Origin of the sequence: Aeromonas sp. 603404, assembly GCF_049171775.1 — a bacterium.
Classification (GTDB): Bacteria; Pseudomonadota; Gammaproteobacteria; order Enterobacterales; family Aeromonadaceae; genus Aeromonas; species Aeromonas veronii_A.
Window position 1 is genome coordinate 1 of sequence record NZ_JAAKPE010000012.1, and the last position, 22,311, is coordinate 22,311.

The window sequence follows — 22,311 nt, forward strand, 5'->3', positions numbered from 1 at the left end:
TCGAGTCAAGCCTTATTTTCAAAGGCTTTTCGAGGTTACCGACGAGGTTGTTTGCGTTGCCGCTTGCCCTGTCGATGTGGCGCATTATAGAGATCCAGCTCACATTGGCAAGGCTTTACCGCAATAAAATTGCAAAAAAGTGCAATTTTTTGGTTATTCATATCAACACACAGCCTTTATACAGACTTATCCACAACCAAGGGTAAAGTGAGGACGTTTTACACCGGATAAATGCCTTACAAGGGTACTGGCTTGGCATTCATCCACCATTGCCGCACTGTCGCGTCTAACGCGCAGCGCCCTCGACATCTTCTATATAAGAAGGCGTATGAGGCATATATAGAAGCGCTTATCCCAATCGAGCCTCTTTGACCCAGCACGCCATCAGCTCGCCAGCGGAAAGATCCCGGCAGCCCGATACATTCTGGCCAGCCCAGAGCGGAGAGAAGCCGCTGTCACCCCTCTTTTCGGCAGTGGCCCGCAGCGGTACCAGTGCACCACTGGCATAGGGGAAGTGAGGGACAAACTCCGAGAGCGGGCCCAGCTCCTTCATAAGACGGTTGACGATACCCCGCGCCGGGCGGCCACTGAACAGATTGGTCAGCGCCGTCTGCTGGCCTTGGGGTGAGTGAAGGATTGCGCGATGCAGCGCCGAGGTGGTCGCTTCATGGCAACAGAGAAAGGCAGTGCCCATCTGCACAGCGCTCGCCCCCATTTGCAGCGCGTTGGCTATCCCCTTGCCATCGACGATACCACCAGCGGCAATCACCGGCAGGTCGGTTGCCGCGAGGATCTGCGCCAACAGGGTCAGGGTGCTCTGCTGCAGCGCGAGATCCTCAGAGAGGAAATGACCGCGATGACCTCCCGCCTCCAATCCCTGAGCGATGATGGCATCGGCGCCGTGTTGAGCGAGCCATACGCCCTCCGCGACCGTAGTGGCGCTGGCAAATACCTTGGCCCCCGCATCCTTCACTTGGGCAAGCAGCTCGGGCGCGGGCAGGCCGAAGTGAAAGCTGACCACCGCCGGTCTGAACTCAGCCACCATGGCGGCATGCTCCTCATTGAAAGGTGCACGACTTGGCACCATCGTGACCGCTGGGGGAAGTATGCCGAACTCGATGTAGTAGGGAACAAGGCACTGCTGCCAGCGGGCCAGAGCAACGGGATCCGGTTCCCGTTGCCGATGGCAGAAGAAGTTGATGTTAAATGGCCCAAGGCCGCTGTGGGCAAGTCGCTCCAGTTCGCTGCGCAGCTCCGCTGGCGTGAGCATGGCGGCAGGCAAGGAGCCCAAGCCGCCCGCACGGGTCACGGCCAGCGCCAGCTCGCTACCCTGCACACCGGCCATCGGCGCCTGAATAATGGGATAACGCATCCCCAGTTCGCTAAAGAGGCTCATCCATTCATCCCACTTGTCGTATCGGCGACCAGATGTGCACGGGCCAGCGCAATGGCGCCGTCGATGGCACTGCGAGCCTGCGGGCTGTTCTGCCAACAGGTCGAGCCCAGCATGCTGGCTACCCGCTGGACAATATGGGTGGTGTCGGCCTCGGCCAATCCGGCCAGGGTATGGTAGCCAAGCTGTTCGATCCGCTCGATAACCGTCGGCCCCACTCCTTTCACCCCGAGCAGCATTGCCCGCTCTTGCGGGCCAAACCGGTTGTTGCCATCCATCTTTCAGACTCCTTTCCGATAGCTGTGGTTACACATCAGGCCCGCAAGGGGCCCGATGATGAGTGAAGACTTAACGCACGCTGCGCAGCAGGAAGTCCGGCTGACCACAGGAGCGACGCTCACGCTTTTGCATCTCGGCGGAGCAGGTGACCGCATCTGTCCCCTCTTTATTGACGCAGATGTAGATCTCCCGCAGGAAGCGGCCACCATCGGCGCAAGCCACCGTGATGTTGTCGGGAGCCAGCCACTGGTTGGCGCTCGCCAGATCGGCCTTGAGCTGGAAACTGGTTTTGCGCAGCGGCTCTTCCGGGGATTGATAAGCCGCCGGGATCTTCACCTTCTGGCGCAAATCGCTCGCCAGCTGATGGAAGGCCTGCTGGCTCAAGCCGGAGCAGGTGCCGTGCTTCTCCCACTCATGGCGATAGAGGAAACGGCTGGGGTAGAGGTCGGCAAACTCGCTCTCCATATCGGGATTGAGCCGTTCGCGGGTGCAGTTGCTGGGGTAACCGCGATCGTACTGGGGCCAAAGACCATGCAGCACAAAGCCCAGCTTGCGGGAACACTGGTCCCGATCCGCCGGTTTGACGGCGCAATGCTCGGGCGACCAGGAGAGCGCCATAGCGTAATAGTCAAACTCCCCCGCCTCCCCTTTAGCCAGCACGGCCGAGGAGAGCAACAAACTACCCGCCAACAGGGCAATCATCTTCTTCATCTTTATATGTCCACCTTACGCGACTCGGGATGACAGCCATGCTCCCATATTCTGGCGGCGGGAAACAGCCATGCTGAGACGCCGCGCGACAAGGGTCAGACCAGTCAGGGGTTTCACCAGAGGGCGAGCAGGGGTAAGCTGACCGACCGGTAGGCTCCTCGTCCACCACCAGATAATCCCTCTTGGCAACCACAGGATGTAACATGATCCGCAAGAATCCCTCCGGCCATCTGCCTGTCATCGACGAATCCGCCTATATCGACAAGACCGCCATCATCTGCGGCAAGGTGATCATCAAAGAGAATGTCTTTGTCGGCCCCTATGCGGTGATCCGTGCCGACGAGGTGGATGAGAGTGGAGATATGGAACCCATCGTCATCGGCGCCAACTCCAATATCCAGGATGGCGTGGTAATCCACTCCAAATCCGGCGCCGCCGTCACCATCGGCGAGTACACCTCCATCGCCCACCGCTCCATCGTCCACGGACCGTGCGAAGTGGGAAACCGGGTCTTTATCGGCTTCAACAGCGTGCTGTTCAACTGCCATATCGGTGACGGTGCCGTGGTGCGTCACAACTCGGTGATTGATGGCTGCGATCTGCCGCCGGAGTTCTACGTCCCCTCCACCACCCGTATCAACCAGCAGAGCGATCTGACCCATATCCCACGGGTCTCGGTGGATGCCGCCGAGTTCTCCGAGGACGTGGCCCACACCAATATCGATCTGGTCAAAGGGTACAAGGCGCTCTCCAACGAGTTCTGATCCCTTTCTTTATTAACAGAGAACAAAACGGGCGCCGAAGCGCCCGTTGCTGTTTCTATCTCTACTTATATATGTGCGGGTCAGGAGCACTTCTTCAGGCTGATATGCCAGTTGGCACCGGATTGCACCTGATGCTTGGCGGCGAAGCTGTCCATGTTCAGCGCCACCGACACCTGCAGCAGGCTGTTGAGGTAGACCAGCGGCTGACCTTCCGGCACGTCACCGAAGCTGCTGACGTAAGGGGCCTTGCCGTCATATTTGACCACATCCCCTTCGCGGATCTTGATGCAGGCGTTATCCCCCTTGTTGATCCCCGCCTTGGTCAGCAGGACATCATCGATATTGGTCCAGACGTTGCCGTACTGCACATCGAGGATCGGGATGGTGCCCTTGAGGGTGCCATCTTTCTCGGCGACCGCAGGCTGATAGGGGATCTTCACCACTTCGGCAGGCAGCAGCGGGCCAACCTGCTCATAGCTGATGGCGCCAGAGGCGAGCCGTGCGCCCGTATAGGCGTACACATCGCGGCCATGGAAGGTGTAGGACTTCTCGGAGCCCTTGAGGCGGTTGAGCTTCTCATCGATCTGGCGCACCGCCTCGATGCCGAAGTGCTCGGCCACCAGGGTCAAAGTGCCATTGTCCGGGGTCACGATGTAGTGGCCGCTCCTGGTCTTGAGCACTACTGACTTGCGCTCGGTGCCGACACCGGGATCAACCACGCTGACAAACACAGTCCCCTTGGGCCAATACTGCAGGGTCTGGTAGAGGCGGTAGGAGGCTTCCCAGATGTTGTAAGCCGGGATCTCGTGGGTCAGGTCATAGAGCGGCAGAGTGCGGTCCACCCCGAAGGCAACCCCCTTCATGGCCGACACGGCGCCATCTTTGAGGCCGAAATCGGTCTGGATCACCAGCGCTTCGTTGGCGGCGGCGATGCCGCTTGCCAGCATGAGAGCGAGCGCGATGGCACGGGGAGCGGTGCGAATATCCATATCTGAACTCCTGAATCATCTGAGGATAACGAAACGGCGAAAGCCATTTAGACATCCAGACTGCCACCAATGAATTTTTTTGCAAGGGGTTTGCCACAAAGTGAGGGACGACTCGCAGAAATTGTGCTCGCCAAACGGCGACAGCAGGGGTATCAAAGGCGGAATGGGAAAACGTTTACAATACAGGAGCTCAGCACCATGACACAACCCGAACCGGAGATGATGACCCTGCTGCTGGAGGTTGGTGAACAGAGCAGTCAGCTCTGGCTGAGCCAGCCAGATGCGGCCCCGTCACACTACCCGCTGGCCTTCGGCACCCGCGCCATCCAGCCCGGGCCATTTCGCCACGCGCCACCCACCCCGCTCGAACTGGAGCGGGCCATCATGGTGGTGGAAGATGAGTTGATGCGCATTGCCCCGCAGATCCCGCCCGGCTTGCAGCTGACCCTGCGCAGCCAGCCGTCGCTGGCCGAAGTGCTGGGGGACAACCAGCTCGACCGGGATCTGGTGGAACAAGCCTTTGGCCAGCTGGCCGCCATGGCGGAAGGGGATCCCCTCGCCGCCAGCTTGCTGCCGCGCGACGAGCACTTTGCCGCCGTGCTGCTGATCGTCAGGGAGTGGCTGCACCATCTGGCCAGCGAGAGCGTGCTGATCGTCGAGTAGGGATAAATAAGTGGTGAGGTCTTCAGCTTCTGGCAAGGTTTGTCGGTGGATCCTGTCGGGATTTCATTCGCGTATACTTTGCCCGTATGGCGCCCACGCCCCTATCGGTACTCTAACCAGACACCTATGACCTTATTTTCAGGTAACCCCCCAGCCTTGCGCTGGCCCCCGGCGTTTGCTCGCCAGTTCATCGTCAAAGTGGCCGGATTGGCCCTGCTCGCCCTGACCGGATTGGGCACTGTCTTCTACTACACCTATCTCACTATCCAGCACGACATGGATCTCATCACCGCCAGACAGAAGAACGTGTTCGAGGTCTTCTACCAGCGAGCCAAGATCCTCAAGGTGGAGAACATCACCAGCTATCTGGCACAACACCATCTGCTCGATCAGCCACCGCCCCCGAATAGCGTCGGCAGCGACTATCTCTATGGGTATGACCTCAAAAGCAAATACCGCTTTGCCGATATTCCGCTGCAATACCCGGCCGCCAATATCCTCAACACCTTCCGCTATGCCCTCTCCTATCCGGAGGTGATCAATATCTACACCATCTGGAATGACTACCGGCTGATCGGCATGGTGGCCGACAACAATGTGCTGCCCACCAGACTGGCGCCGATCAAGGTGGATCTGATGACACTGCCCGCCTGGTATCACTACTTCGGTTGCGCCAGCTTTGCCCCCGGCCGCCCTTTGTGCAGCACCGATGAAGCCTTTGTCTCCGATATCGAGATCGACAGCTTCAGCATGCGCAACACCATAGTGATGTACTTCCCCTTCATTCATCAGTCGGGGCGCGGCGGTTACAAATACGGGCTGCTCGGTATCGATATCGCCGTCGATGAAGCATTTAACGATGTGTTGCGCCCCTTCGACACCATCAACCCGACCCGCACCAACATATCGTTTGAAGCCGCCGAGCCCTGCAGCCCGAGGCATCTCTGCCTGAGCAAACCCTTTATGCGCACCAAGGCGGGGGATGATCTCTATCTGAAGTGGTCCTACAGCTGGTTCGATTTCGTCAAGCTGGCCCTGCATGGCGCAGCATTCAAGGTCTATCTCATCGTGCTGTTGCTGGGCATGGTGGCCTGGAAGCAGATCTACCTGCGCCTGCGCACCCTGGCGCACACCGACCACCTGACCCGGCTGCCACGCAGGGATGTGCTCTGCCAGAGTCTGCTCCATGAGCACGACTACCTGATGATCCTGGATATCGACAACTTCAAGTCGATCAACGACACCTATGGCCATGGCGTCGGGGATCTGGCACTGGTCGCCTTTGCCCGCCATCTCAGAAGCAATATCCGCAAGGTGGACAGCGCCATCCGTTGGGGCGGCGAGGAGTTTATTGTGCTGTTCAAGGGGATGGAGGATGACGAGATAATGATCCACTCCGCTGGCCGCCTGCTGGATCGACCATTGGGGATCCCCGAGCTGCCCACCCCCATCACCTTCTCCGCCGGGGTGATCCGCATTCGCGACTATCTCACCGTCACCGAGGCGGTGCATCTCGCCGACGAGCTGCTCTACCACGTCAAACAGCACGGCAAGCACAACATCGCCTGCTACGAGGGCAAAAAGATCCGGCTGATCCGCCCGTTGCCGGACGACACAGAGGCATAGCCGCCTTCTGCCGCTCCCCCTGCTTCTGTTACCATCGCGGCCACGATCACTCATTGCATCGTGGCCGCAGGCCGCGATAACCCCGACTGGTGCCCCTATGTCCACAGCCTCCTTTGCCGAACTGGCCCTCTCCCCCCGCTTGCAGCAGACCCTGACCGAGCTTGGCTATGCCGCACCGACCCCCATTCAGGCTCGCGCCATCCCGGTCATTCTGGCAGGGCGGGATCTGATGGCGGGGGCACAGACCGGCACCGGCAAGACCGCCGCCTTTGTGCTGCCGCTGCTGGAGCAGTTGCTGGCGCAGCCACAAGCAGAGCCCCGCCCGATCCGCGCGCTGGTGCTGGTGCCGACCCGCGAGCTGGCGGTGCAGGTTGCCGAGAGTGTCGCGCGCTACGGCCAGGGTACCGGTCTCACCAGCACACTGGTCTACGGCGGGGTGAGTATTGCGGCGCAGGTAGCGGCGCTTCAAGCCGGAGTGGATATCCTGATCGCCACCCCGGGCCGCCTGCTCGATCATCTGCGGCAGGGGGCCTTGAGTCTGGCGGCGCTGCGTCATCTGGTATTTGACGAGGCGGACCGCATGCTCGACATGGGCTTTATGGACGAGATCAAGGCGCTGCTCAAACAGATCCCGGTGGATCGCCAAACCCTGCTCTTCTCCGCCACCTGCGACGACAACCTGTTTGCCCTCTGCAAGGTGCTGCTGCGCGACCCCGAGTTGATTGAAGTTGCACCGCGCAACACCACGGCGGCCGAGGTGGAGCAGCGGGTCTACACTGTGGACAGCGATCGCAAGCTGGCGCTGGTCGAACACATGCTGAAAGTGAAAAGGTGGGCACCGGCGCTTATCTTCAGCCGCACCCGTCAGGGGGCGGACAAACTGGCCCAGCAGCTTGGCAAGACGGGCATCAATGCGCTGGCCTTCCACGGCGATCTGTCGCAAAGCGCGCGGGAGAAGGTGCTGCTGGAGTTTCGCACCGGCACCTTGCAGGCGCTGGTCGCCACCGACGTGGCGGCCCGCGGCCTCGATATCACGGATCTCAACTATGTGATTAACCTCGAGTTCCCGTTTGTGGCCGAGGATTACGTCCACCGTATCGGTCGCACAGGCCGTGCCGGCAACAAGGGGCTCGCCATCACCCTGTTCAGTCCGGAAGATGCCCCCCTGTTGGAGAAGGTGGAAGCTGTGCTCGACACCCGTTTGCCCCAGCAGTGGTTTCCGGGCTTTGAGCCAGATCTCACCCGCTTCGAGCCCGAGCCGCGTCGCAACAGCAAGGCGGCTCAGAAGCAGCGCGCCAGAAAGCAGGCCCTCGCTGGCAACAAGGGTGGCAAGGGCAAGCGTTAAACCTCCCCTGCGCCGCCAATAAAAAAACGCCCGCACGGGCGTTTTTTGTTATCTGACAGGAGCCAGCTCTTGGCGAGTAGCACCCTAGCGGGTCGCCAGCACCAGTGGCAGGGATCGCAAGATCTGCCGCTCCGCCAGGGTCGAGAGAATAAACATCACCATATAACCGAGCCCCAGCGCCACGATAATCGCCACCACGTTGGCGGTGAACTCGGCCACCAGATAGTAGGCGGCGACCAGTGCCACTATGCCCGCCAGCCGGATCAGCAAACTCTGGGTAAAGTGACCGTGAGCCTTGATATAGGCGAGCTGATAGCCGTTAAGCATCATAAAGATAAAGAAGATGGAGAAGTGGAACAGCACAGGCACCGCCCCCACGTAGTCGGCGGGGAAGAACAACAGCACCAGCGGTTTGCCCGCCAGCAGCATCAAACCAAAGAACGCCAGACTGACGATGGCGGAGAGGCGGAAGATCCAGCGGCGAATAAGCCTTATCTGGCGGTGATCGCCGTTGCGCAGATTGACCGCCAGCTCAGGCAGCACAAAGCGGTAGATGGGGAAGACAAACAGGGTGGTCATATAGGTGAAGATGGGACGCACCACCACCTGAAAATCCCCCAGCTCGTCGATGCTGAAGTGGCGGATGGTGAGCAGCACAGTGATGTAAATCATCAGGATACTGGCCCCCGCCTCCAGCGAGGCGGTAAAGCTCTTCTTCACATAGCTCACCATCTCGGGGCCGAGCGCTACCTTGGCCAGCGGCCTGGTGGCGATGGCCCGACGGCGCGAAACATACATATAACCGGCGATGGCGAGCGAGGAGAAGGTCAGCCCGTAGAAGAGCGAGGCAAGCGCATCCATCCCCAGCCCGAAGTAACAGGCCATAAACAGCAGACCGTTGGCCAGCGGCTCCAGCCAGGTGACCCGGTTGGAGAGCGCATACATCCGGTACATGGCCACCAGATTGGTGAAGTAGACCTTGAGCCCCAGCCCGAAGATGACCCCCACCAGTTGCAGATACTCCACCCGGATATGGAGCCCGTGCTTGATATAGGGGATCACCGCCCCCCAGGTGAGCAGCACGATGCCGATGAGGAAGTAGCGGAAGATATTGATGATGTCCCGATCGTTCTTGGTCTGGGAGTAGCTCACCACCATGGAGGAGCGAAAACCTGTCATCAGGATAAAGGAGAGGGAGATCAAATCCACCACGCTGTTGAACAGCGCCAGCTCCCCCTTGGCGACCCACTGCGCCAGCCACACCTTGAAGGCGAAGCCGATAACGATGCTGACCAGTGAGGCCCACATCCCGGTGATAAAGGCCTGCTTGAGGCGCGCGAGAGAGGCGTATTGCATAACGAAAATTTATGGTTTTCCGGGGAATGACTAAACGCCATCTTATGAAAGCCCACCCGCCTTGAACAGCCTTAATCCCGCACACTCACAGCAACCAAGGGCAAAAGGCCCGATCCCGGGCGTTTTGTTGTTCATCACTTTTGATGACCCGCCAGTTGCCCTGCACCACCCCATCTCCACAAGGCCAGAGCAGCCCAAATAACCAGCTGCAATTAATCGAAAGCTCAATTTGATGCAATTGATGGATTTGGCATCCATCAATACCCCTTTTATAGTAGGGGGGCTGAAGCGGCCTCAATCGCCCCCCCCCACTCATTCCGGACAGGAATCTTATGAAAAAACTCACTCTCGCCCAGCTCGCCGCACTCGTGACCGTGCTGCTGGCTATCGTCTGCTGGCAGCTGCCAGCACCGGCCGGACTGGCACCTGCGGCCTACCACACCGCCATTCTGTTTATCGCCACCATACTGGTCATCGTCACCAACATAGCGCCGACCGGCTATATCGCCATCCTCTCCCTCGGGCTCTACGCCGTGCTCCATGCCGGTGGCGAAGCGACCCCCAAGGCGGCCATCGAAGGGGCGCTGGTCGACTTCAACCACCCGCTGATCTGGCTTATCGTCATCGCCTTCATGATTGCCAGCGCCTTTGCCAAGACCGGTCTTGGCAAGCGGATCGCCCTGCTGCTGCTCAGCCGCTTTGGCCAGTCCACCCTGCGCTCCGCCTACTGTCTGGCGGTTGCCGACTTTATTCTGGCCCCCGCTACTCCGAGCAACACGGCCCGCGCCGCCATCGTCGCCCCCATTGCCGACTCGCTGGCCAAGACCATCAACAAGGATGACCGCAAGCTGGGGCAGTTCCTGCTCTCCAGCGTCAGCGCCATGAACGACGCCTCGGCGGTCGCCTTCAGCACCGGCTTTGCCGGCAATCTGGCGCTGGTCGGCATTGCCGCCAGCGTCGCCGGGCTGACGATCGGCTTTCGCGAATGGGCGCTCTACCTGCTGCCGCCCGCCATCGGTCTGCTGCTGATCATGCCGCTGGTGCTCTATCTGGTGATCCGCCCCGAGACCCGCGACACACCGGATGCACCCCGCTTCGCCCGCGAGGAGCTGGCCAAAATGGGCCCCCTCTCCCGCCATGAGAAGAGCCTGCTCGGGGTCTTTGTCGGTCTGGTGGTGCTCTGGGTTGGCGGCAGCAATCTGGGGCTGGATGCCACCACGGTTGCCTTTCTCGGTCTGGCCGCCCTGCTGCTGCTCGGGGTGCTGAACTGGAACGATGTGAAGGGCAACAGCGCCGCCTTCGATACCCTGATCTGGTTCAGCGTGCTGATGGGGATGGCTGACAACCTGAAACGGGTCGGCTTTACCGGCTGGCTGGGGGATGAACTCTCCGGCTTTATGCACAGCACCCTCGGCGGGCTCGGCACCATTACCATGCTGCTGGTGGTGATGGGGCTCTACCTCTTTACCTCCTACGCCTTCGCCTCGGCCACCGCCAAGGTGGTGGCGCTGGCGCCGGTCATTGCCGGGGCCCTGCTGGCGGTCGGCGTACCTGCCGAGCTGGCCATCTTCAGCATCGCCGCCATCACCAACGTGGGTTGCAACCTCGCCACCTACTCCCACGCCCGCATCCCGCTGCTGATGGGGATGGGCTATCACACCAGCGCGGAGTGGATGCGCATCGGTCTGGTGATCGCCATCGTGGGCTTTGCCGTGGTGATGAGCATCGGCCTCACCTGGTGGCAGTGGCTGATCTGATAGCAAAAGGGCCCGTAACGGGCCCTTTTGCATGGCTGCGCAGCGTTCTATACCGGCGCAGCGCTTGCCACACGCTGCGGCATTGTTAAAAACAGCGCGGGTCAGCTCTGGGGCGCCGCCTTGATCAGTTCTTCATAGTGATCAATCAGCTCGGGGCCGTGCAACGGTGAGTCGTGACCGCCGATCACCGTCTTGATCGGCAGCTTCATCGCCTTGAGCCGCTCGATGGTCTGCGGATAGGCCTTCACATTGGCAAAGCTCAGGTTGCCCAGCTTCTCCTTGAGGATGCAGTTGCCATAGAGCACCTGCTCGTCGGGGAAGTAGACAAAGATGCCGTCCGGCGTATGGGCCGGGCCCGCGTAGAAGGCGCGCACCTTGCCCTCTTGCAGCGTGAAGTCGCCATCGTGCACCACGTTGGGCAACACCAGCGGCAGATCCGGGTACTCCGGCAGCCCCTTGCGGGTAAAGGCAACAATCTCGGCCCAGTCGCTCTTCATCAGATCCCGGGTCTGACGGGTCGCCACCACCTTGGCCCCGATGGACTTCCAATAGGCGTTACCGCCCGCCCGGTCGGTGTGGTAGTTGGTGTTGATCACCTCCAGCACCGGCTTGCTGCTGACCCGTTTGATCAGCTTGTGCAGCTCGCGGGCGGTATCCGGCGTCCAGGTCGCCCCCACCACCGTCACCCCCTTGGCCCCGAAATAGACCATGGAGTTTTCCTTTACGTAGTAGTTGTCCTCCACCACATACACCGGGCCGCTCACCTGCTTGAGGGAGATCCCCGCCGCCCGCACGCTGCCACCCCAGAAACTCGCCATCAGCACCACGGCTCCGGCCAACCCGCATTTCATCCAACCTTTCATCATCTTGCTCCCTCGAACCAATCGCCCCCTCGCCACCCCTGTGGCAAGCCGGGCCTTTTAAGCAGTGAGCAGAAGATACGGGGGATTTGTGAGGGGAAAATGAGGTTGTGTGAAGTCTGAGTGAAGTCAGGATCAATCTGCAGCGACCCACTATTCGCGAACGTCCGAATACGCTGCGCCATTCGAACCTGTAACACAGATAGCGGCCCCTCACCCTAACCCTCTCCCGAGGGAGAGGGTTAGGCCCGTGCCAATTCCAAACTCTCATCCCCACCCGAACCTCGTACGTAAAGCACAATCAGCGGAGCCTATTTGCTCCCTTCTCCCCTTGCGGGAGAAGGGCTGGGGATGAGGGGGAGGTAACAATAAGCCACATCATGTAGGGTCGATTAGCGCAGCGTAATCGTCCGCATACCGCCACGCACCGAGTCATGGCAAGACCGCTAATAAATTCCAGATATCAGCAGCCTCTCGGCCACGACCTGTTCGCGATCGTCAGAATCCGCATCTCTAATCTACTGCCCTGCATCATTCCTGCATTATAATCCCCTTCATTAAACAATATTTGTAACTCGAAAGGCTGTATATGTTTCAACATTTGAGAGAGCATAATAAGTACTTGTATCACTACACTAGCACTCACACAGCTATAAATTACATTCTGAAAAATAAAACACTAATGTTTAACTCCCTACGAGGAACCAATGATCCCAAGGAGTCAAAAAATTGGAAATTTGATTTCCATATTTTAGAAAACATCTCGCCTTCTCATGATGAATCAATAGAGTTATGGCAAGAAATATCAAACGAGATAAAAACAAAATGTAAGGTTCTTTGCTTTACAAAAGACATGCCACATTTAGGAAAAGATTTCCTGAATGATATATACCTTAGAGGCTTTGCAAAACCAAGAATGTGGGCTCAATATGGGGATAATCATAAGGGGGTCTGTCTAATATTTGATAGGCAACGCATTGAAACTCTGTTAAAAGAACAATATAGCTCTATAGCAGATTTATATGCAAGTGACATTAAATACAAAAACACTTTATTGAAAGGGGATATATTTAAGAGCCCTTACACTTTGAACTATCCACTTCTAAAAGAGATTGGAATAACAGAGTATGTTCGTCAACACATTGACGAATACAACAACGAACTGATTTTTGAAAAATCTTTGGATTGGCGAGATGAAAATGAATTCCGCTACTTAATGTATATTGACTCTACAGAAAACCAATTCCTTAAATTTGGTAACGCTTTGAGTGGCATCGTTTTTGGCACTGATACCACTGAGGAAGATCAACGTTCAGTATTCCAGGCCACATATAAAGAGGGGATTCAATTTGAGCAAATCAGTTATTCTAACTCTACACCTTGGCTTTCGTATAAAGATTTTCGCATTTATAATAGAAAGTGAAACACCATACAAACATCGAGAGCTCAATTATCTTAAAAGCTGGATGAAATTCGTATTTCATCGTTATTTATATGAATATTGTCGGACGTTAACCATCCCGAAATTGAGCCAATTAGTCAATCACTGTCAGCTTTTAATTCTCCCTGCACTAAAAATAAAAAACCACCCGCATAACGGGTGGTTTTTTCATTATCTCAGAATGAACCCGAGAGATTTAACTCACACCAACAATCACCCCAACGGCGGCGTCCGCGGCGGCACCATACGCTTGCTGCCGGTGGACTCGAAGGCCGAGGCGAAACGCAGCAGGTTGTTGTCGTCATAGGCGCGACCGGCGAAGGTCAGACCCACCGGCATACCGATATCGGCCATCACCCCCATGGGGACGGTGACGGTCGGCACGCCGAGGTGGCGAATGGCGAGGTTGCCGTTGGCCACCCAGATGCCGTTGCTCCAGGCGATATCGGCAGAGGCCGGATTCACGTCCGCATCAGCCGGGGCGACGTCGGCGACGGTCGGGAACAGCACGGCGTCGAGCTTGAGCCCGTCCATCCAGTCCTCCAGATCCAGCTTGCGGGTCTTCTCCAGACCGCGCAGGCCGTCCGGCACTGTGGCGATCTCGTCCCAGGATTTCAGGCCGCGCTTGGCCATATTGACGTACTCGTCCATGCCCGCCGCCAGATCACCCTCGCGGTTTGGCAGGGTGCCCGGATCGTGGGGGAAGATCTTCGGCCCATCGACATCGGCCAGCTTGTTGAGCTTGGGATCGCCATTGGCGCGCAGGAAGTCGTCGAACGCCCAGCCGGAGAGCTCCCACAGCTCGTCGTTGAGAAACTCCGGGCTCACGATGCCGCGATTGAACACGGTCGGCGCGCCGGGTCGGTCCCCTTCGCAGTTGGAGACCAGCGGGAAGTCCACTTCGATGACTTCCGCGCCAGCGGCTTCCAGCGCCTTGCGCGCATCTTCCCAGAGGGCAATCACGGAGTCGCGGGTATGGATGCGCTGACCGGTCGGGCCGCCGATGCCGGGGTTTTCGCTGGTGCCAGCCAGTTCATCCTTGTTGATAAACATGCGCGGCACGCCGAGGCGCTTCCCCTTGAGGGCATCGGCCTTGGCAGCCAGTTCCAGATAGGAAGCCGGACGCACCTCGGACGCCTTGGGCAGTTGCACCCAGGGCTGCATGCGCCACAGATCGCCACGGGTATCGGCATCGTCGGCGACCACTACGTCGAGCACTTCCAGCAGGTCATTCATGGTGCGGGCATAGGGCACCACCACATCCATGGTCGGAGTCAGCGGCCAGTTGCCGCGCACCGAGATGACGCCACGGGACGGGGTGTAGGCGCACAGGCCGTTGTTGGAGGCAGGGCCACGGCCGCTCGACCAGGTCTCTTCGGCGAGACCAAAGGCAGAGAAGCTGGCGGCGGTGGCAGTACCGGCACCGTTGGAGGAGCCGGAGGCAAACGGCGCGGTCAGGTAGTCGGCGTTGTAGGGGCTCTCGGCACGGCCATAGACGCCGCGCTGCATGCCGCCATTGGCCATCGGCGGCATATTGGTTTTGCCAAGGCAGATGGCACCGGCGGCGCGCAGGCGCTCAACGGTAAAGGCATCGCGCTGGGCCACCAGATCCTTGAAGGCCGGGCTGCCGGAGGCGGCGGTCAGCCCCTTGACCAGATAGCTGTCTTTGGCGGTGTAGGGGATGCCGTCGAGCGGGCTCAGGGTCTCGCCACGGGCGCGGCGGGCATCGGAAGCCTCGGCTTCTTTCAGCGCATCGGGATTGGCAACCACCACGGCGTTGAGGCGGGTTTGTGTCTCGGGGCCGTTGTAAGCCTCGATCCGGGCCAGATAGGCCTTGACCAGTTCGACCGCTGTGGTGCGGCCTGATTCGAGCGCGGCACGCAGCTCGGCAATGGAAACCTCGGTCACTTCGATCATGGGGATCTCCTGTAAAAGGGTGACTGTTTGTCATGATGATCGCCGCATCTGCGCCTGCGACCATCACACCATCAAGAGATAAAACCCCACGGTGTAGGGTTTTGAATGTCTACACTCTTCGACCAGCTTACTGACCTGAAGGGATCTGCTGGGTAATGCAGTGGATATTGCCACCGCCCAGCAGGATCTCGCGGGCCGGCACGCCGACTACGGTGTGGTCCGGGAAGATCTCTTCCAGAATGCGCTGGGCTTCGCCATCGGTGGCGGCATCCAGCAGCGGATAGACGATGCGATCGTTGGTGATGAGGAAGTTCACATAGGAACCGGCCAGACGGCCTTCGGCCTCGCGCGGTACACCGGTTCCGCTCTCGACACCGGCAGACTCCTCTTCGGTGCAGAACAGCGGGCCCGGCTGGGGCAGCTTCCACACTTTCAGCTTGCGACCCTTGGCATCGACCGCCGCTTCCAGCACCTTGAGGGCGGCCACGGAGCGGGCGTACTGGGGATCGTTCTGGTCATCAGTCCAGTGCAGGGCCACTTCACCCGGACGCACGAAGCAGCACATGTTGTCGATGTGGCCGTCGGTTTCATCCATGTAGACGCCTTCGTCCAGCCAGATAAAGCTGGTGACGCCCAGATAGTCGCGCAGGTAGGCTTCGATCTGCTCTTTGGTCAGATGCGGGTTGCGGTTTTCGTTGAGCAGGCACTCGGCGGTGGTCAGGCAGGTGCCTTCGCCATCGACATGGATGGAGCCACCTTCCAGAATCAGCGGCGCGTCGTAACGAGCCATGCCGTGCTGGGCCAGCATCTGGGCAGCGACCTCTTCATCCTGATTCCACGGGTAGTAGAGACCACCCTTGTGACCGCCCCAGGCGTTGAAGCCCCAATCCACCCCACGGCACTCGCCGGCAGCGTTGGTAACGATGGTGGGACCGGTATCGCGAGCCCAGCAGTCATCGCTGTCCATTTCGACCAGAGTGACGTGGGCGGGCATGATGGCGCGGGCCTGCTCCATAAACTGGGCCGGAACCCCCATAAAGACCGGGGTGGCGCCACCGATGGCATCGGCCACCTTGGCGAAGGTCTCTTGCGCGAAGCGACCGGCTACGCGCCAGTTGTCCGGGCGAAACGGCCAGATCATCCAGACGGCCTGCTGGTGCGCCCACTCGGCGGGCATGGTGAAGCCGTCGGCGGCCGGCGTGGAGTTAATGGTCTTGATGCTCATCGCAAGGCTCCTTGCATGGATTGAGGCCCCCGTTTACGCCCGATGCGGCGCGGGAACCCGGAAAAATAAGAGTGGGTCGCAGATTAAGACGTTGCGCCCCCATCCATCAAATGAATAGGATGGATTGTCCCATAAACACGGCGAATAATCCCCCCATGAAACTGCACCAGCTCGACCTCAATCTGCTGCTCGCGTTTGACGCCCTGATGACGCAGGGCAGCGTCACCCGCGCCGCCGAAGCGCTCTTTATCAGCCAGCCCGCCATGAGCCATTCGCTTAACCGGCTGCGCACCTTTCTCGGCGACCCGCTTTTGGTGCGCACCCCGCAGGGGATGCTGCCGACCCCGCGCGCCCAGCGGCTGCACCTCGGGGTACAGCAGGCGCTGCGGCTGCTGGAGCAGCAGCTCACCGAGGAGGAGGAGTTCGAGCCGAGCCAGTCGAAGCGGCGCTTCGTGCTCTGCACCACAGATTACGTGGAGTGCGTGCTGATCCCGCCGCTTATTCAGCGGCTCAGACGGCTGGCGCCGGGGGTCACCATCGAGATCCGCATCCTGCGCGACACCCTGCCCGAAGCCGAACTGGCAAGCGGGGAGATCGATCTGGTGCTGGGGTTTGACGAATACATGCAGGTGCCGGGGTATCTCGGCAAAGAGACCTGGCTCACCGAGCCGCTGGCCGGGCTGGTACGCGCCGATCTGCCCATTGCCAAATCGGCCCCCGCCGGCGCCGAGGATGACCCCTCCCAGTGGCAGGAGCGCATCACCCTGCAGCAGCTCATCGCCATGCCCCATGTGTTCCACTCGCCCCTTGGCACCTCGGAGGCGAGCCTCGACCGCTATCTGAAAAGTCAGGGCTTTAGCCGCACCATCTCGGTCAACAGCCAGAGTTATATGTCCGCCGCAGCCATTGTCAGCCAGAGCGATCACCTGCTGGTGCTGCCCAGCATGGTGGCCGAGCTGCTTGCCACCCACTGGCCGCTGAAAAGCCTGCCGCTGCCCGCAGACGTGCCGGATTACCACCTAAACTGCGTCTGGCACCCCGTTCATGCCCAGCAACCCGCACTGGTATGGCTGAAAGATTTGATGAAGGAGCTGGTGGGGCCGAGGTGAGGCCGCAGCGTCTGGCATACCCCATCGGCGCATACGCAACAACCGGCGCAGGTGTGGCTCAAGGATTTGATGAAGGAGCTTGTTGACCGACCATGATGCCCAAACCGAACCTCGATCAATTCCCTCTCCCTCCGGGAGAGGGTTAGGGTGAGGGCTGCTCCTGCTCCATCCCCTCATCCCCAGCCCTTCTCCCGCAAGGGGAGAAGGGAGCTGATCCAGTACAATCGGCAACATCACGGGTAACCAACTAGCAGGGCAATGCCCATCCACTCATCAGCTCATCAGCTCATCAGCTCATCAGCTCATCATTACCAAACACAACGATAGCTCGGTTGGGGTCAACAAATCCTGACAGCACCTAGATCTGTTCCCTCTCCCTTTGGGAGAGGGCTAGGGTGAGGGGACGCAATATCCAACCGGTAAACACAAAGGAAGCTGGCTATATCTATAGGGCCAAACAGAACTGGAGCCCTTTATGGAAAGCAACCGCTTTGCCAAACGACTGAGACGTGATGCCACGCTGGCAGAGCAGAAACTGTGGCAACACTTGCGCAATCGCCGTCTGGCGGGAGTGAAATTTCGCCGCCAAATGCCCATCGGCCCCTATGTGGTGGATTTCATCAGCCTTGAACAGGGATTGATCATCGAAGTGGATGGTTCGCAACATGGAACACTAGCGAACCAGATGCATGATGAGGCTCGGACAGCCTATCTCAATCAGCAGGGATTTCGGGTGATACGAGTGTGGAATAACGATGTACTGGGCAGGCTCAACTCCGTGCTGGATTTTATCCTGTTCTCATTACGTCAATCCGATTGACCCCTTCCCCTCAATTCAAAAAGCAAAAACGGAGAAGGGGAAACCTAACTTACGCCCGCAGGGCCCGCATCAGCTGGGCGACTACGTCGTCGAGCAGGGGGCGATCGGGGCGGCACTGGGCGAAAGTGACCAGCCCTTGCAGGTTGATCAGCAGCAGTGCGGTGAGGGTGTGGATATTGCTATCCGGGGCCAGTTCACCCTTGGCCTGCGCCTGTGTCAGCAACTCGGCCAGATCCTGCTCCAGCTCGCCATAGATCCCCTTGACCCGCAGGGTCAGCTCCTCATCCTGCTCGCTCAGCTCCATCATGGTGCGAGTCACCAGACAGGAGCCGCAGAGCGCCTCCCCCACAATCCGGTCGAGATAGGCAGCAAGACCCGCCAACGGGCTCGGGTTGTCGAGCAGGGAGCGGCGCAGGGTGCGTTTGCCCTCGACATAATGATCCACCGCCGCCAGCAGCAGGCCGCGCTTGTTGCCAAAGGCGCCGTAAATGCTGCCCGGGTGCAGACCGGTGGCAGCCACCAGCTCCTGCATGGTGGTCTTGGCATATCCCTTGGCGCGAAACGCTTCCATGGCATTTCGCAGTACCTCGTCCCGATCAAACTCGGCTATGCGCATGGTTCCTCCCGTGGGAAATGGTTCACCGGCAAGGAGCAACAGGGCCCGCCGATAAAGAGTGACTGGAAAGGGCGGCAAGTTTACCCCAGCCGCCCGCTCGGGCCAACCTTCTTGAACGCGCATTCAAAAAAAGCTTGCGCCCGACGCAAAAAACGTCTTGAATGCACGTTCAAGAATAACCCGTTCAGGACAACCTATCATGAATACCCTGTTTCAGCCGTATCGACTCAATGACACTCTGACCCTGGCCAACCGTTTCATGATGGCCCCGCTCACCCGCTGCATGGCAGGCCCAGGTCTGGTGCCGACCGAGCAGATGGCTGCCTATTACGGCCGCCGCGCCGACATCGGCCTGATTGTTTCCGAGGCCGTCATCATCCGCCCCGACGCGCAGGGTTACCCCAATACCCCGGGCCTCTTCACCCAGGCGCAGATCGATGGCTGGAAGAAAGTGACCAGCGCCGTGCACGCCAAGGGCGGCAAGATCTTCGCCCAGCTGTGGCACGTAGGTCGCCTCTCCCACCCCTTCTTCCATCAGGCTGAAGTGTTGGCCCCCTCAGCCGTGGCGCACGAGGGCACTGTGCCCCGCATGCGCGAGCTCACCTATCAGGTGCCGCGCGCCCTGACCGAGGCGGAAATCGCCCAGCTGGTGCTGGATTACGCCCAAGCCGCTGCCAACGCCATCGAGGCGGGCTTTGACGGGGTGGAGATCCACGGTGCCAATGGCTACCTGATCGACCAGTTCCTGCATCACTCCACCAACCTGCGCACCGACAACTACGGTGGCAGCCCGGAAAAGATGAGCCGCTTCGCGCTGGAAGTGGTCGATGCCATCAGCACCCGCATCGGCGGTGATCGGGTTGGTATTCGCCTCTCCCCGGGTGCCTATGTCCATCTGGCGGGCAGCCCGGAAGATCGCGCCGTGTTCGACTACCTGCTGGGCAAGCTCAACGATCGCCCGCTGGCCTATATCCACCTCGGCATCTTCGATGACAACCTCACCTTCGATTATCTGGGTGGCCGCGCCTCCGACTATCTGCGCGCCCACTACAAAGGAAATCTGGTCGGGGTGGGCAACTACGACGCCGAGCGCGCCGCTGCGGCCATTGAGGCCAACCGCTTCGATCTGGTGGCTATCGGTCGTCCGCTTATCGCCAACCCGGACTATCTCGCCAAAGTGAAAAATGGCGAAGCACTGGTGCCCTACGCCGACACCATGCTGGCTGAGCTGGTATAACCACGAAGCCATCGCCAGACGACAGGCAATAAAAAACGAGGGGAGCAGTTGCTCCCCTCGTGCTATCTGGCTGATGCCGTATTCCGTTGCTGCGGACTTAATTGGTGCGGAAGAGAGCCTCAATGGAGAGTCCCTGGCTCAGCAGGATCTCCCGCAGACGGCGCAGCCCCTCCACCTGGATCTGGCGTACCCGCTCGCGGGTCAGGCCAATCTCGGCCCCCACATCCTCGAGGGTAGCGGGCTCGTAGCCCAGCAGACCGAAACGACGGGCCAGCACTTCCCGCTGCTTGGGGTTGAGCTCCTCAAGCCAGTGGACAATGCTGCTGCGCATATCATCTTCCTGTGACTCCAGCTCCGGCCCCATGCCGCGCTCGTCGGAGAGCACATCCAGCAGCGCTTTGTCGCGATCGCCACCAATGGGGGTGTCCACCGAGGTGATCTTCTCGTTGAGCTTGAGCATGCGGTTCACATCATCCACCGAACGATCCAGCGCGAAGGCGATATCCTCGGCGGTCGGTTCATGATCGAGACGGTGAGAGAGTTCGCGCGCGGTGCGCAGGTAAACGTTTAACTCTTTGACCACATGAATGGGCAGACGGATGGTACGGGTCTGGTTCATGATGGCCCGCTCTATGGTCTGGCGGATCCACCAGGTAGCATAGGTAGAGAAACGGAAGCCGCGCTCGGGGTCAAACTTCTCGACCGCGCGGATAAGACCGAGGTTGCCCTCTTCGATAAGATCCAGCAGCACCAGGCCACGGTTGTTGTAACGGCGGGCGATTTTCACCACCAGTCGCAGGTTGGACTCGATCATGCGCTTGCGGGCGGCTTTATCACCTCGCAAGGCACGACGGGCGTAGTAGACTTCCTCTTCGGCAGTGAGCAGCGGGGAGAAACCTATCTCCCCCAGATAGAGTTGCGTGGCATCCATCACCTTGTTCAGTTCCGGTGCCAGCAACTCATCGGAGATAGTCTCGTCCGCCTCGGCGGCTACCTCCTGCAACTCTTCTACTTCATGAGATTCGGGTTCAGCGTCAAACTCTAACTCTGCATCCTGCATTACCAGTTGTTCTTGGCTCATGGTGTGTCTCCCTGACGTTACCAGAGTAAGACGGTCTCTCTGGGGTTAACGCTTTGGCAAATAGCTCATCGGATTGATCGACTTGCCTCTGTACCGGATCTCGAAATGCAATCGCACATCCGGCGCGTCCGTGCTACCCATGTTGGCAATGACCGAGCCCCCCTTGACGCTGTCCCCTTCCTTCACCCGCAACTCGTCGTTGTGTGCGTAAGCGGAGAGATAGTCATCATCATGCTTGAGGATAATCAGCTTGCCGTACCCCCTTAAAGCACTGCCAGCGTATACCACTTTACCGCTGCTGGCGGCGTAGACGGGTTGCCCCTTCTGGCCGGCTATGTCGATCCCCTTGTTACCCTGTTCTGCAACAGAGAACCCCTCGACAATCCGGCCCTTTGCGGGCCAGTGCCAAGCAAGTCTCGACTGGGAGTTGTTTGTTTTTTGTTCTTTGACCTGAGCGTATTCCTTCGGTGCTGCCGGAGCAACGGATTTCTGAGAGATGAACGGCGTGGTCTGACCAGATCCACTCGGCTCGGCCAACGGACGCGGACCGCTGCTCGGACGGCTCACGGCCACCGGCGTCACGGTTGCCGGACGAGCCGCAGCCACCATCTGGGTCGAACCGCCGCCTGCGGTCTGGACATTGAGCACCTGACCCGGTTGCAGCGCATAGGGGGCGCTCAGGTTGTTGCTCTGGGCCAGCGCCTGCGGCGTCATGCCGAACTGGCGGCCGATGCTGCTCAGGGTATCGCCGCGGCGCACCTCATAGGTACCGGCACTGCGGCTGCTGCCAACACTGGCGCTGGAACCATCGAGTCGCAGTCGCTGCCCCGGATAGATGTTGTAGGGCGGGCTGATGTTGTTGAGGCTGGCCAGCGACGGCACGTCGTTGCCGGAGTTGAAGGCGATGGAGTAGAGGGTATCGCCCCGCTTCACCACATAGCTGCCGCCCTGAATGGGGGCGCTGACCTGGGCACCGCTCTGGCGAGCCGGAATGGTCGAGACAAACTGCCCCTCATCAACACCATCTACCGGAGCTGCATTTTTACTGGAGGAGCAGGCAAGCAGCAGCCATGACAACACCACGACACTGCTTCCTTGCCAAATACGCGAACGCATAATGGA

At 59.4% G+C, this 22,311-nt stretch carries 21 protein-coding genes; 10 read left to right on the plus strand and 11 right to left on the minus strand.

From position 1 onward, the window contains the following. Positions 1–206 (plus strand): hypothetical protein (locus G5306_RS15185; RefSeq protein ID WP_421313093.1); only part of this gene is annotated, 206 nt, incomplete at its 5' end. Positions 207–349: 143 nt separating this feature from the next. Here the strand turns inward: G5306_RS15185 and G5306_RS15190 are convergent. The 3 genes from G5306_RS15190 to G5306_RS15200 all read right to left on the minus strand — a co-directional run bounded on the left by G5306_RS15190 (position 350) and on the right by G5306_RS15200 (position 2,383). Further along, positions 350–1,396 carry an NAD(P)H-dependent flavin oxidoreductase gene (locus G5306_RS15190; RefSeq protein WP_158112851.1) on the minus strand — a complete coding sequence of 349 codons (1,047 nt, stop codon included), beginning with the start codon at positions 1,394–1,396 and terminating at the stop codon, positions 350–352. Then, the gene (locus tag G5306_RS15195; protein WP_158112850.1) at positions 1,393–1,671 is read right to left on the minus strand and encodes a helix-hairpin-helix domain-containing protein; all 279 of its coding nucleotides are present in this window, start codon (positions 1,669–1,671) and stop codon (positions 1,393–1,395) included. The genes G5306_RS15190 and G5306_RS15195 overlap by 4 nt, the downstream gene beginning before the upstream one ends. A gap of 70 nt (positions 1,672–1,741) precedes the next feature. Beyond that, positions 1,742–2,383, minus strand: coding sequence for a ribonuclease T2 family protein (locus G5306_RS15200; RefSeq protein WP_128815759.1), 642 nt, complete (start codon positions 2,381–2,383; stop codon positions 1,742–1,744). Between the two features lie 203 nt (positions 2,384–2,586). Between G5306_RS15200 and G5306_RS15205 the strand changes: the two genes are divergently transcribed. Then, entirely contained in the window at positions 2,587–3,147 is a 561-nt protein-coding gene (locus G5306_RS15205; RefSeq protein ID WP_005335471.1) for a carbonate dehydratase, read from the plus strand. A gap of 80 nt (positions 3,148–3,227) precedes the next feature. Here G5306_RS15205 and G5306_RS15210 read toward each other — a convergent pair whose 3' ends face one another. Next, positions 3,228–4,136, minus strand: a complete 909-nt coding sequence (locus G5306_RS15210) for an SAM hydrolase/SAM-dependent halogenase family protein (RefSeq protein ID WP_021229492.1) — start codon at positions 4,134–4,136, stop codon at positions 3,228–3,230. Between the two features lie 198 nt (positions 4,137–4,334). On the opposite strand from G5306_RS15210, the gene G5306_RS15215 reads away from it, so the two are divergent. From G5306_RS15215 to G5306_RS15225, 3 genes are all read left to right on the plus strand, one after another. Next, positions 4,335–4,799 (plus strand): hypothetical protein, encoded by a 465-nt coding sequence (locus tag G5306_RS15215; RefSeq protein ID WP_421313094.1) that lies wholly within the window; start codon positions 4,335–4,337, stop codon positions 4,797–4,799. A gap of 156 nt (positions 4,800–4,955) precedes the next feature. Beyond that, positions 4,956–6,425, plus strand: a complete 1,470-nt coding sequence (locus tag G5306_RS15220; RefSeq protein WP_421274483.1) for a GGDEF domain-containing protein — start codon at positions 4,956–4,958, stop codon at positions 6,423–6,425. 97 nt (positions 6,426–6,522) lie between these two features. Beyond that, positions 6,523–7,770, plus strand: coding sequence for a DEAD/DEAH box helicase (locus G5306_RS15225; protein ID WP_421313095.1), 1,248 nt, complete (start codon positions 6,523–6,525; stop codon positions 7,768–7,770). 84 nt (positions 7,771–7,854) lie between these two features. Here the strand turns inward: G5306_RS15225 and G5306_RS15230 are convergent, their stop codons facing one another. Beyond that, on the minus strand, positions 7,855–9,126 hold the full coding sequence (locus tag G5306_RS15230; protein WP_421254545.1) for a hypothetical protein: 1,272 nt from the start codon (positions 9,124–9,126) through the stop codon (positions 7,855–7,857). A gap of 332 nt (positions 9,127–9,458) precedes the next feature. Between G5306_RS15230 and G5306_RS15235 the strand changes: the two genes are divergently transcribed. After that, a complete protein-coding gene (locus G5306_RS15235) occupies positions 9,459–10,883 on the plus strand; it encodes a DASS family sodium-coupled anion symporter (RefSeq protein WP_421313096.1) in 1,425 nt (474 codons plus the stop codon). A 101-nt stretch (positions 10,884–10,984) separates the two neighbouring features. Here G5306_RS15235 and G5306_RS15240 read toward each other — a convergent pair whose 3' ends face one another. Next, complete coding sequence (locus G5306_RS15240) at positions 10,985–11,749, minus strand: CphA family subclass B2 metallo-beta-lactamase (protein WP_164536143.1); 765 nt, start codon at positions 11,747–11,749, stop codon at positions 10,985–10,987. 676 nt (positions 11,750–12,425) lie between these two features. On the opposite strand from G5306_RS15240, the gene G5306_RS15245 reads away from it, so the two are divergent. Then, the gene (locus tag G5306_RS15245; protein WP_201907653.1) at positions 12,426–13,166 is read left to right on the plus strand and encodes a DUF2971 domain-containing protein; all 741 of its coding nucleotides are present in this window, start codon (positions 12,426–12,428) and stop codon (positions 13,164–13,166) included. A gap of 231 nt (positions 13,167–13,397) precedes the next feature. Here the strand turns inward: G5306_RS15245 and G5306_RS15250 are convergent, their stop codons facing one another. After that, positions 13,398–15,101 (minus strand): amidase, encoded by a 1,704-nt coding sequence (locus G5306_RS15250; RefSeq protein ID WP_421313097.1) that lies wholly within the window; start codon positions 15,099–15,101, stop codon positions 13,398–13,400. Positions 15,102–15,228: 127 nt separating this feature from the next. After that, positions 15,229–16,326 carry an agmatine deiminase gene (gene aguA, locus G5306_RS15255; RefSeq protein ID WP_421313098.1) on the minus strand — a complete coding sequence of 366 codons (1,098 nt, stop codon included), beginning with the start codon at positions 16,324–16,326 and terminating at the stop codon, positions 15,229–15,231. Positions 16,327–16,481: 155 nt separating this feature from the next. Between aguA and G5306_RS15260 the strand changes: the two genes are divergently transcribed. Together G5306_RS15260 and G5306_RS15265 are read left to right on the plus strand one after the other, a co-directional pair. Beyond that, positions 16,482–17,435: a LysR family transcriptional regulator gene (locus G5306_RS15260; RefSeq protein WP_069528920.1), complete on the plus strand. Its 954-nt coding sequence runs from the start codon at positions 16,482–16,484 to the stop codon at positions 17,433–17,435. Positions 17,436–17,910: 475 nt separating this feature from the next. Then, entirely contained in the window at positions 17,911–18,255 is a 345-nt protein-coding gene (locus G5306_RS15265) for an endonuclease domain-containing protein (RefSeq protein ID WP_139406923.1), read from the plus strand. Between the two features lie 49 nt (positions 18,256–18,304). Here the strand turns inward: G5306_RS15265 and G5306_RS15270 are convergent, their stop codons facing one another. Continuing rightward, positions 18,305–18,871: a TetR/AcrR family transcriptional regulator gene (locus G5306_RS15270; RefSeq protein ID WP_216949235.1), complete on the minus strand. Its 567-nt coding sequence runs from the start codon at positions 18,869–18,871 to the stop codon at positions 18,305–18,307. Between the two features lie 199 nt (positions 18,872–19,070). Between G5306_RS15270 and G5306_RS15275 the strand changes: the two genes are divergently transcribed. Next, on the plus strand, positions 19,071–20,108 hold the full coding sequence (locus G5306_RS15275) for an alkene reductase (RefSeq protein WP_270905575.1): 1,038 nt from the start codon (positions 19,071–19,073) through the stop codon (positions 20,106–20,108). Positions 20,109–20,205: 97 nt separating this feature from the next. Here G5306_RS15275 and rpoS read toward each other — a convergent pair whose 3' ends face one another. Both rpoS and G5306_RS15285 read right to left on the minus strand, forming a co-directional pair. After that, complete coding sequence (gene rpoS, locus G5306_RS15280; RefSeq protein ID WP_005335504.1) at positions 20,206–21,189, minus strand: RNA polymerase sigma factor RpoS; 984 nt, start codon at positions 21,187–21,189, stop codon at positions 20,206–20,208. Positions 21,190–21,234: 45 nt separating this feature from the next. Next, positions 21,235–22,305, minus strand: a complete 1,071-nt coding sequence (locus G5306_RS15285) for a LysM peptidoglycan-binding domain-containing protein (protein WP_319919626.1) — start codon at positions 22,303–22,305, stop codon at positions 21,235–21,237. Positions 22,306–22,311 lie beyond the last annotated feature (6 nt).

Excerpts from the sequence above, each read along its gene's own strand:
- G5306_RS15190 (WP_158112851.1), bottom strand. The coding sequence starts at position 1,396 with ATGAGCCTCTTTAGCGAACTGGGGATGCGTTATCCCATTATTCAGGCG.
- G5306_RS15195 (WP_158112850.1), bottom strand. The coding sequence starts at position 1,671 with ATGGATGGCAACAACCGGTTTGGCCCGCAAGAGCGGGCAATGCTGCTC.
- G5306_RS15200 (WP_128815759.1), bottom strand. The coding sequence starts at position 2,383 with ATGAAGAAGATGATTGCCCTGTTGGCGGGTAGTTTGTTGCTCTCCTCG.
- G5306_RS15205 (WP_005335471.1), top strand. The coding sequence starts at position 2,587 with ATGATCCGCAAGAATCCCTCCGGCCATCTGCCTGTCATCGACGAATCC.
- G5306_RS15210 (WP_021229492.1), bottom strand. The coding sequence starts at position 4,136 with ATGGATATTCGCACCGCTCCCCGTGCCATCGCGCTCGCTCTCATGCTG.
- G5306_RS15215 (WP_421313094.1), top strand. The coding sequence starts at position 4,335 with ATGACACAACCCGAACCGGAGATGATGACCCTGCTGCTGGAGGTTGGT.
- G5306_RS15225 (WP_421313095.1), top strand. The coding sequence starts at position 6,523 with ATGTCCACAGCCTCCTTTGCCGAACTGGCCCTCTCCCCCCGCTTGCAG.
- G5306_RS15230 (WP_421254545.1), bottom strand. The coding sequence starts at position 9,126 with ATGCAATACGCCTCTCTCGCGCGCCTCAAGCAGGCCTTTATCACCGGG.
- G5306_RS15235 (WP_421313096.1), top strand. The coding sequence starts at position 9,459 with ATGAAAAAACTCACTCTCGCCCAGCTCGCCGCACTCGTGACCGTGCTG.
- G5306_RS15240 (WP_164536143.1), bottom strand. The coding sequence starts at position 11,749 with ATGATGAAAGGTTGGATGAAATGCGGGTTGGCCGGAGCCGTGGTGCTG.
- G5306_RS15245 (WP_201907653.1), top strand. The coding sequence starts at position 12,426 with ATGTTTAACTCCCTACGAGGAACCAATGATCCCAAGGAGTCAAAAAAT.
- G5306_RS15250 (WP_421313097.1), bottom strand. The coding sequence starts at position 15,101 with ATGATCGAAGTGACCGAGGTTTCCATTGCCGAGCTGCGTGCCGCGCTC.
- aguA (WP_421313098.1), bottom strand. The coding sequence starts at position 16,326 with ATGAGCATCAAGACCATTAACTCCACGCCGGCCGCCGACGGCTTCACC.
- G5306_RS15260 (WP_069528920.1), top strand. The coding sequence starts at position 16,482 with ATGAAACTGCACCAGCTCGACCTCAATCTGCTGCTCGCGTTTGACGCC.
- G5306_RS15265 (WP_139406923.1), top strand. The coding sequence starts at position 17,911 with ATGGAAAGCAACCGCTTTGCCAAACGACTGAGACGTGATGCCACGCTG.
- G5306_RS15270 (WP_216949235.1), bottom strand. The coding sequence starts at position 18,871 with ATGCGCATAGCCGAGTTTGATCGGGACGAGGTACTGCGAAATGCCATG.
- G5306_RS15275 (WP_270905575.1), top strand. The coding sequence starts at position 19,071 with ATGAATACCCTGTTTCAGCCGTATCGACTCAATGACACTCTGACCCTG.
- rpoS (WP_005335504.1), bottom strand. The coding sequence starts at position 21,189 with ATGAGCCAAGAACAACTGGTAATGCAGGATGCAGAGTTAGAGTTTGAC.
- G5306_RS15285 (WP_319919626.1), bottom strand. The coding sequence starts at position 22,305 with ATGCGTTCGCGTATTTGGCAAGGAAGCAGTGTCGTGGTGTTGTCATGG.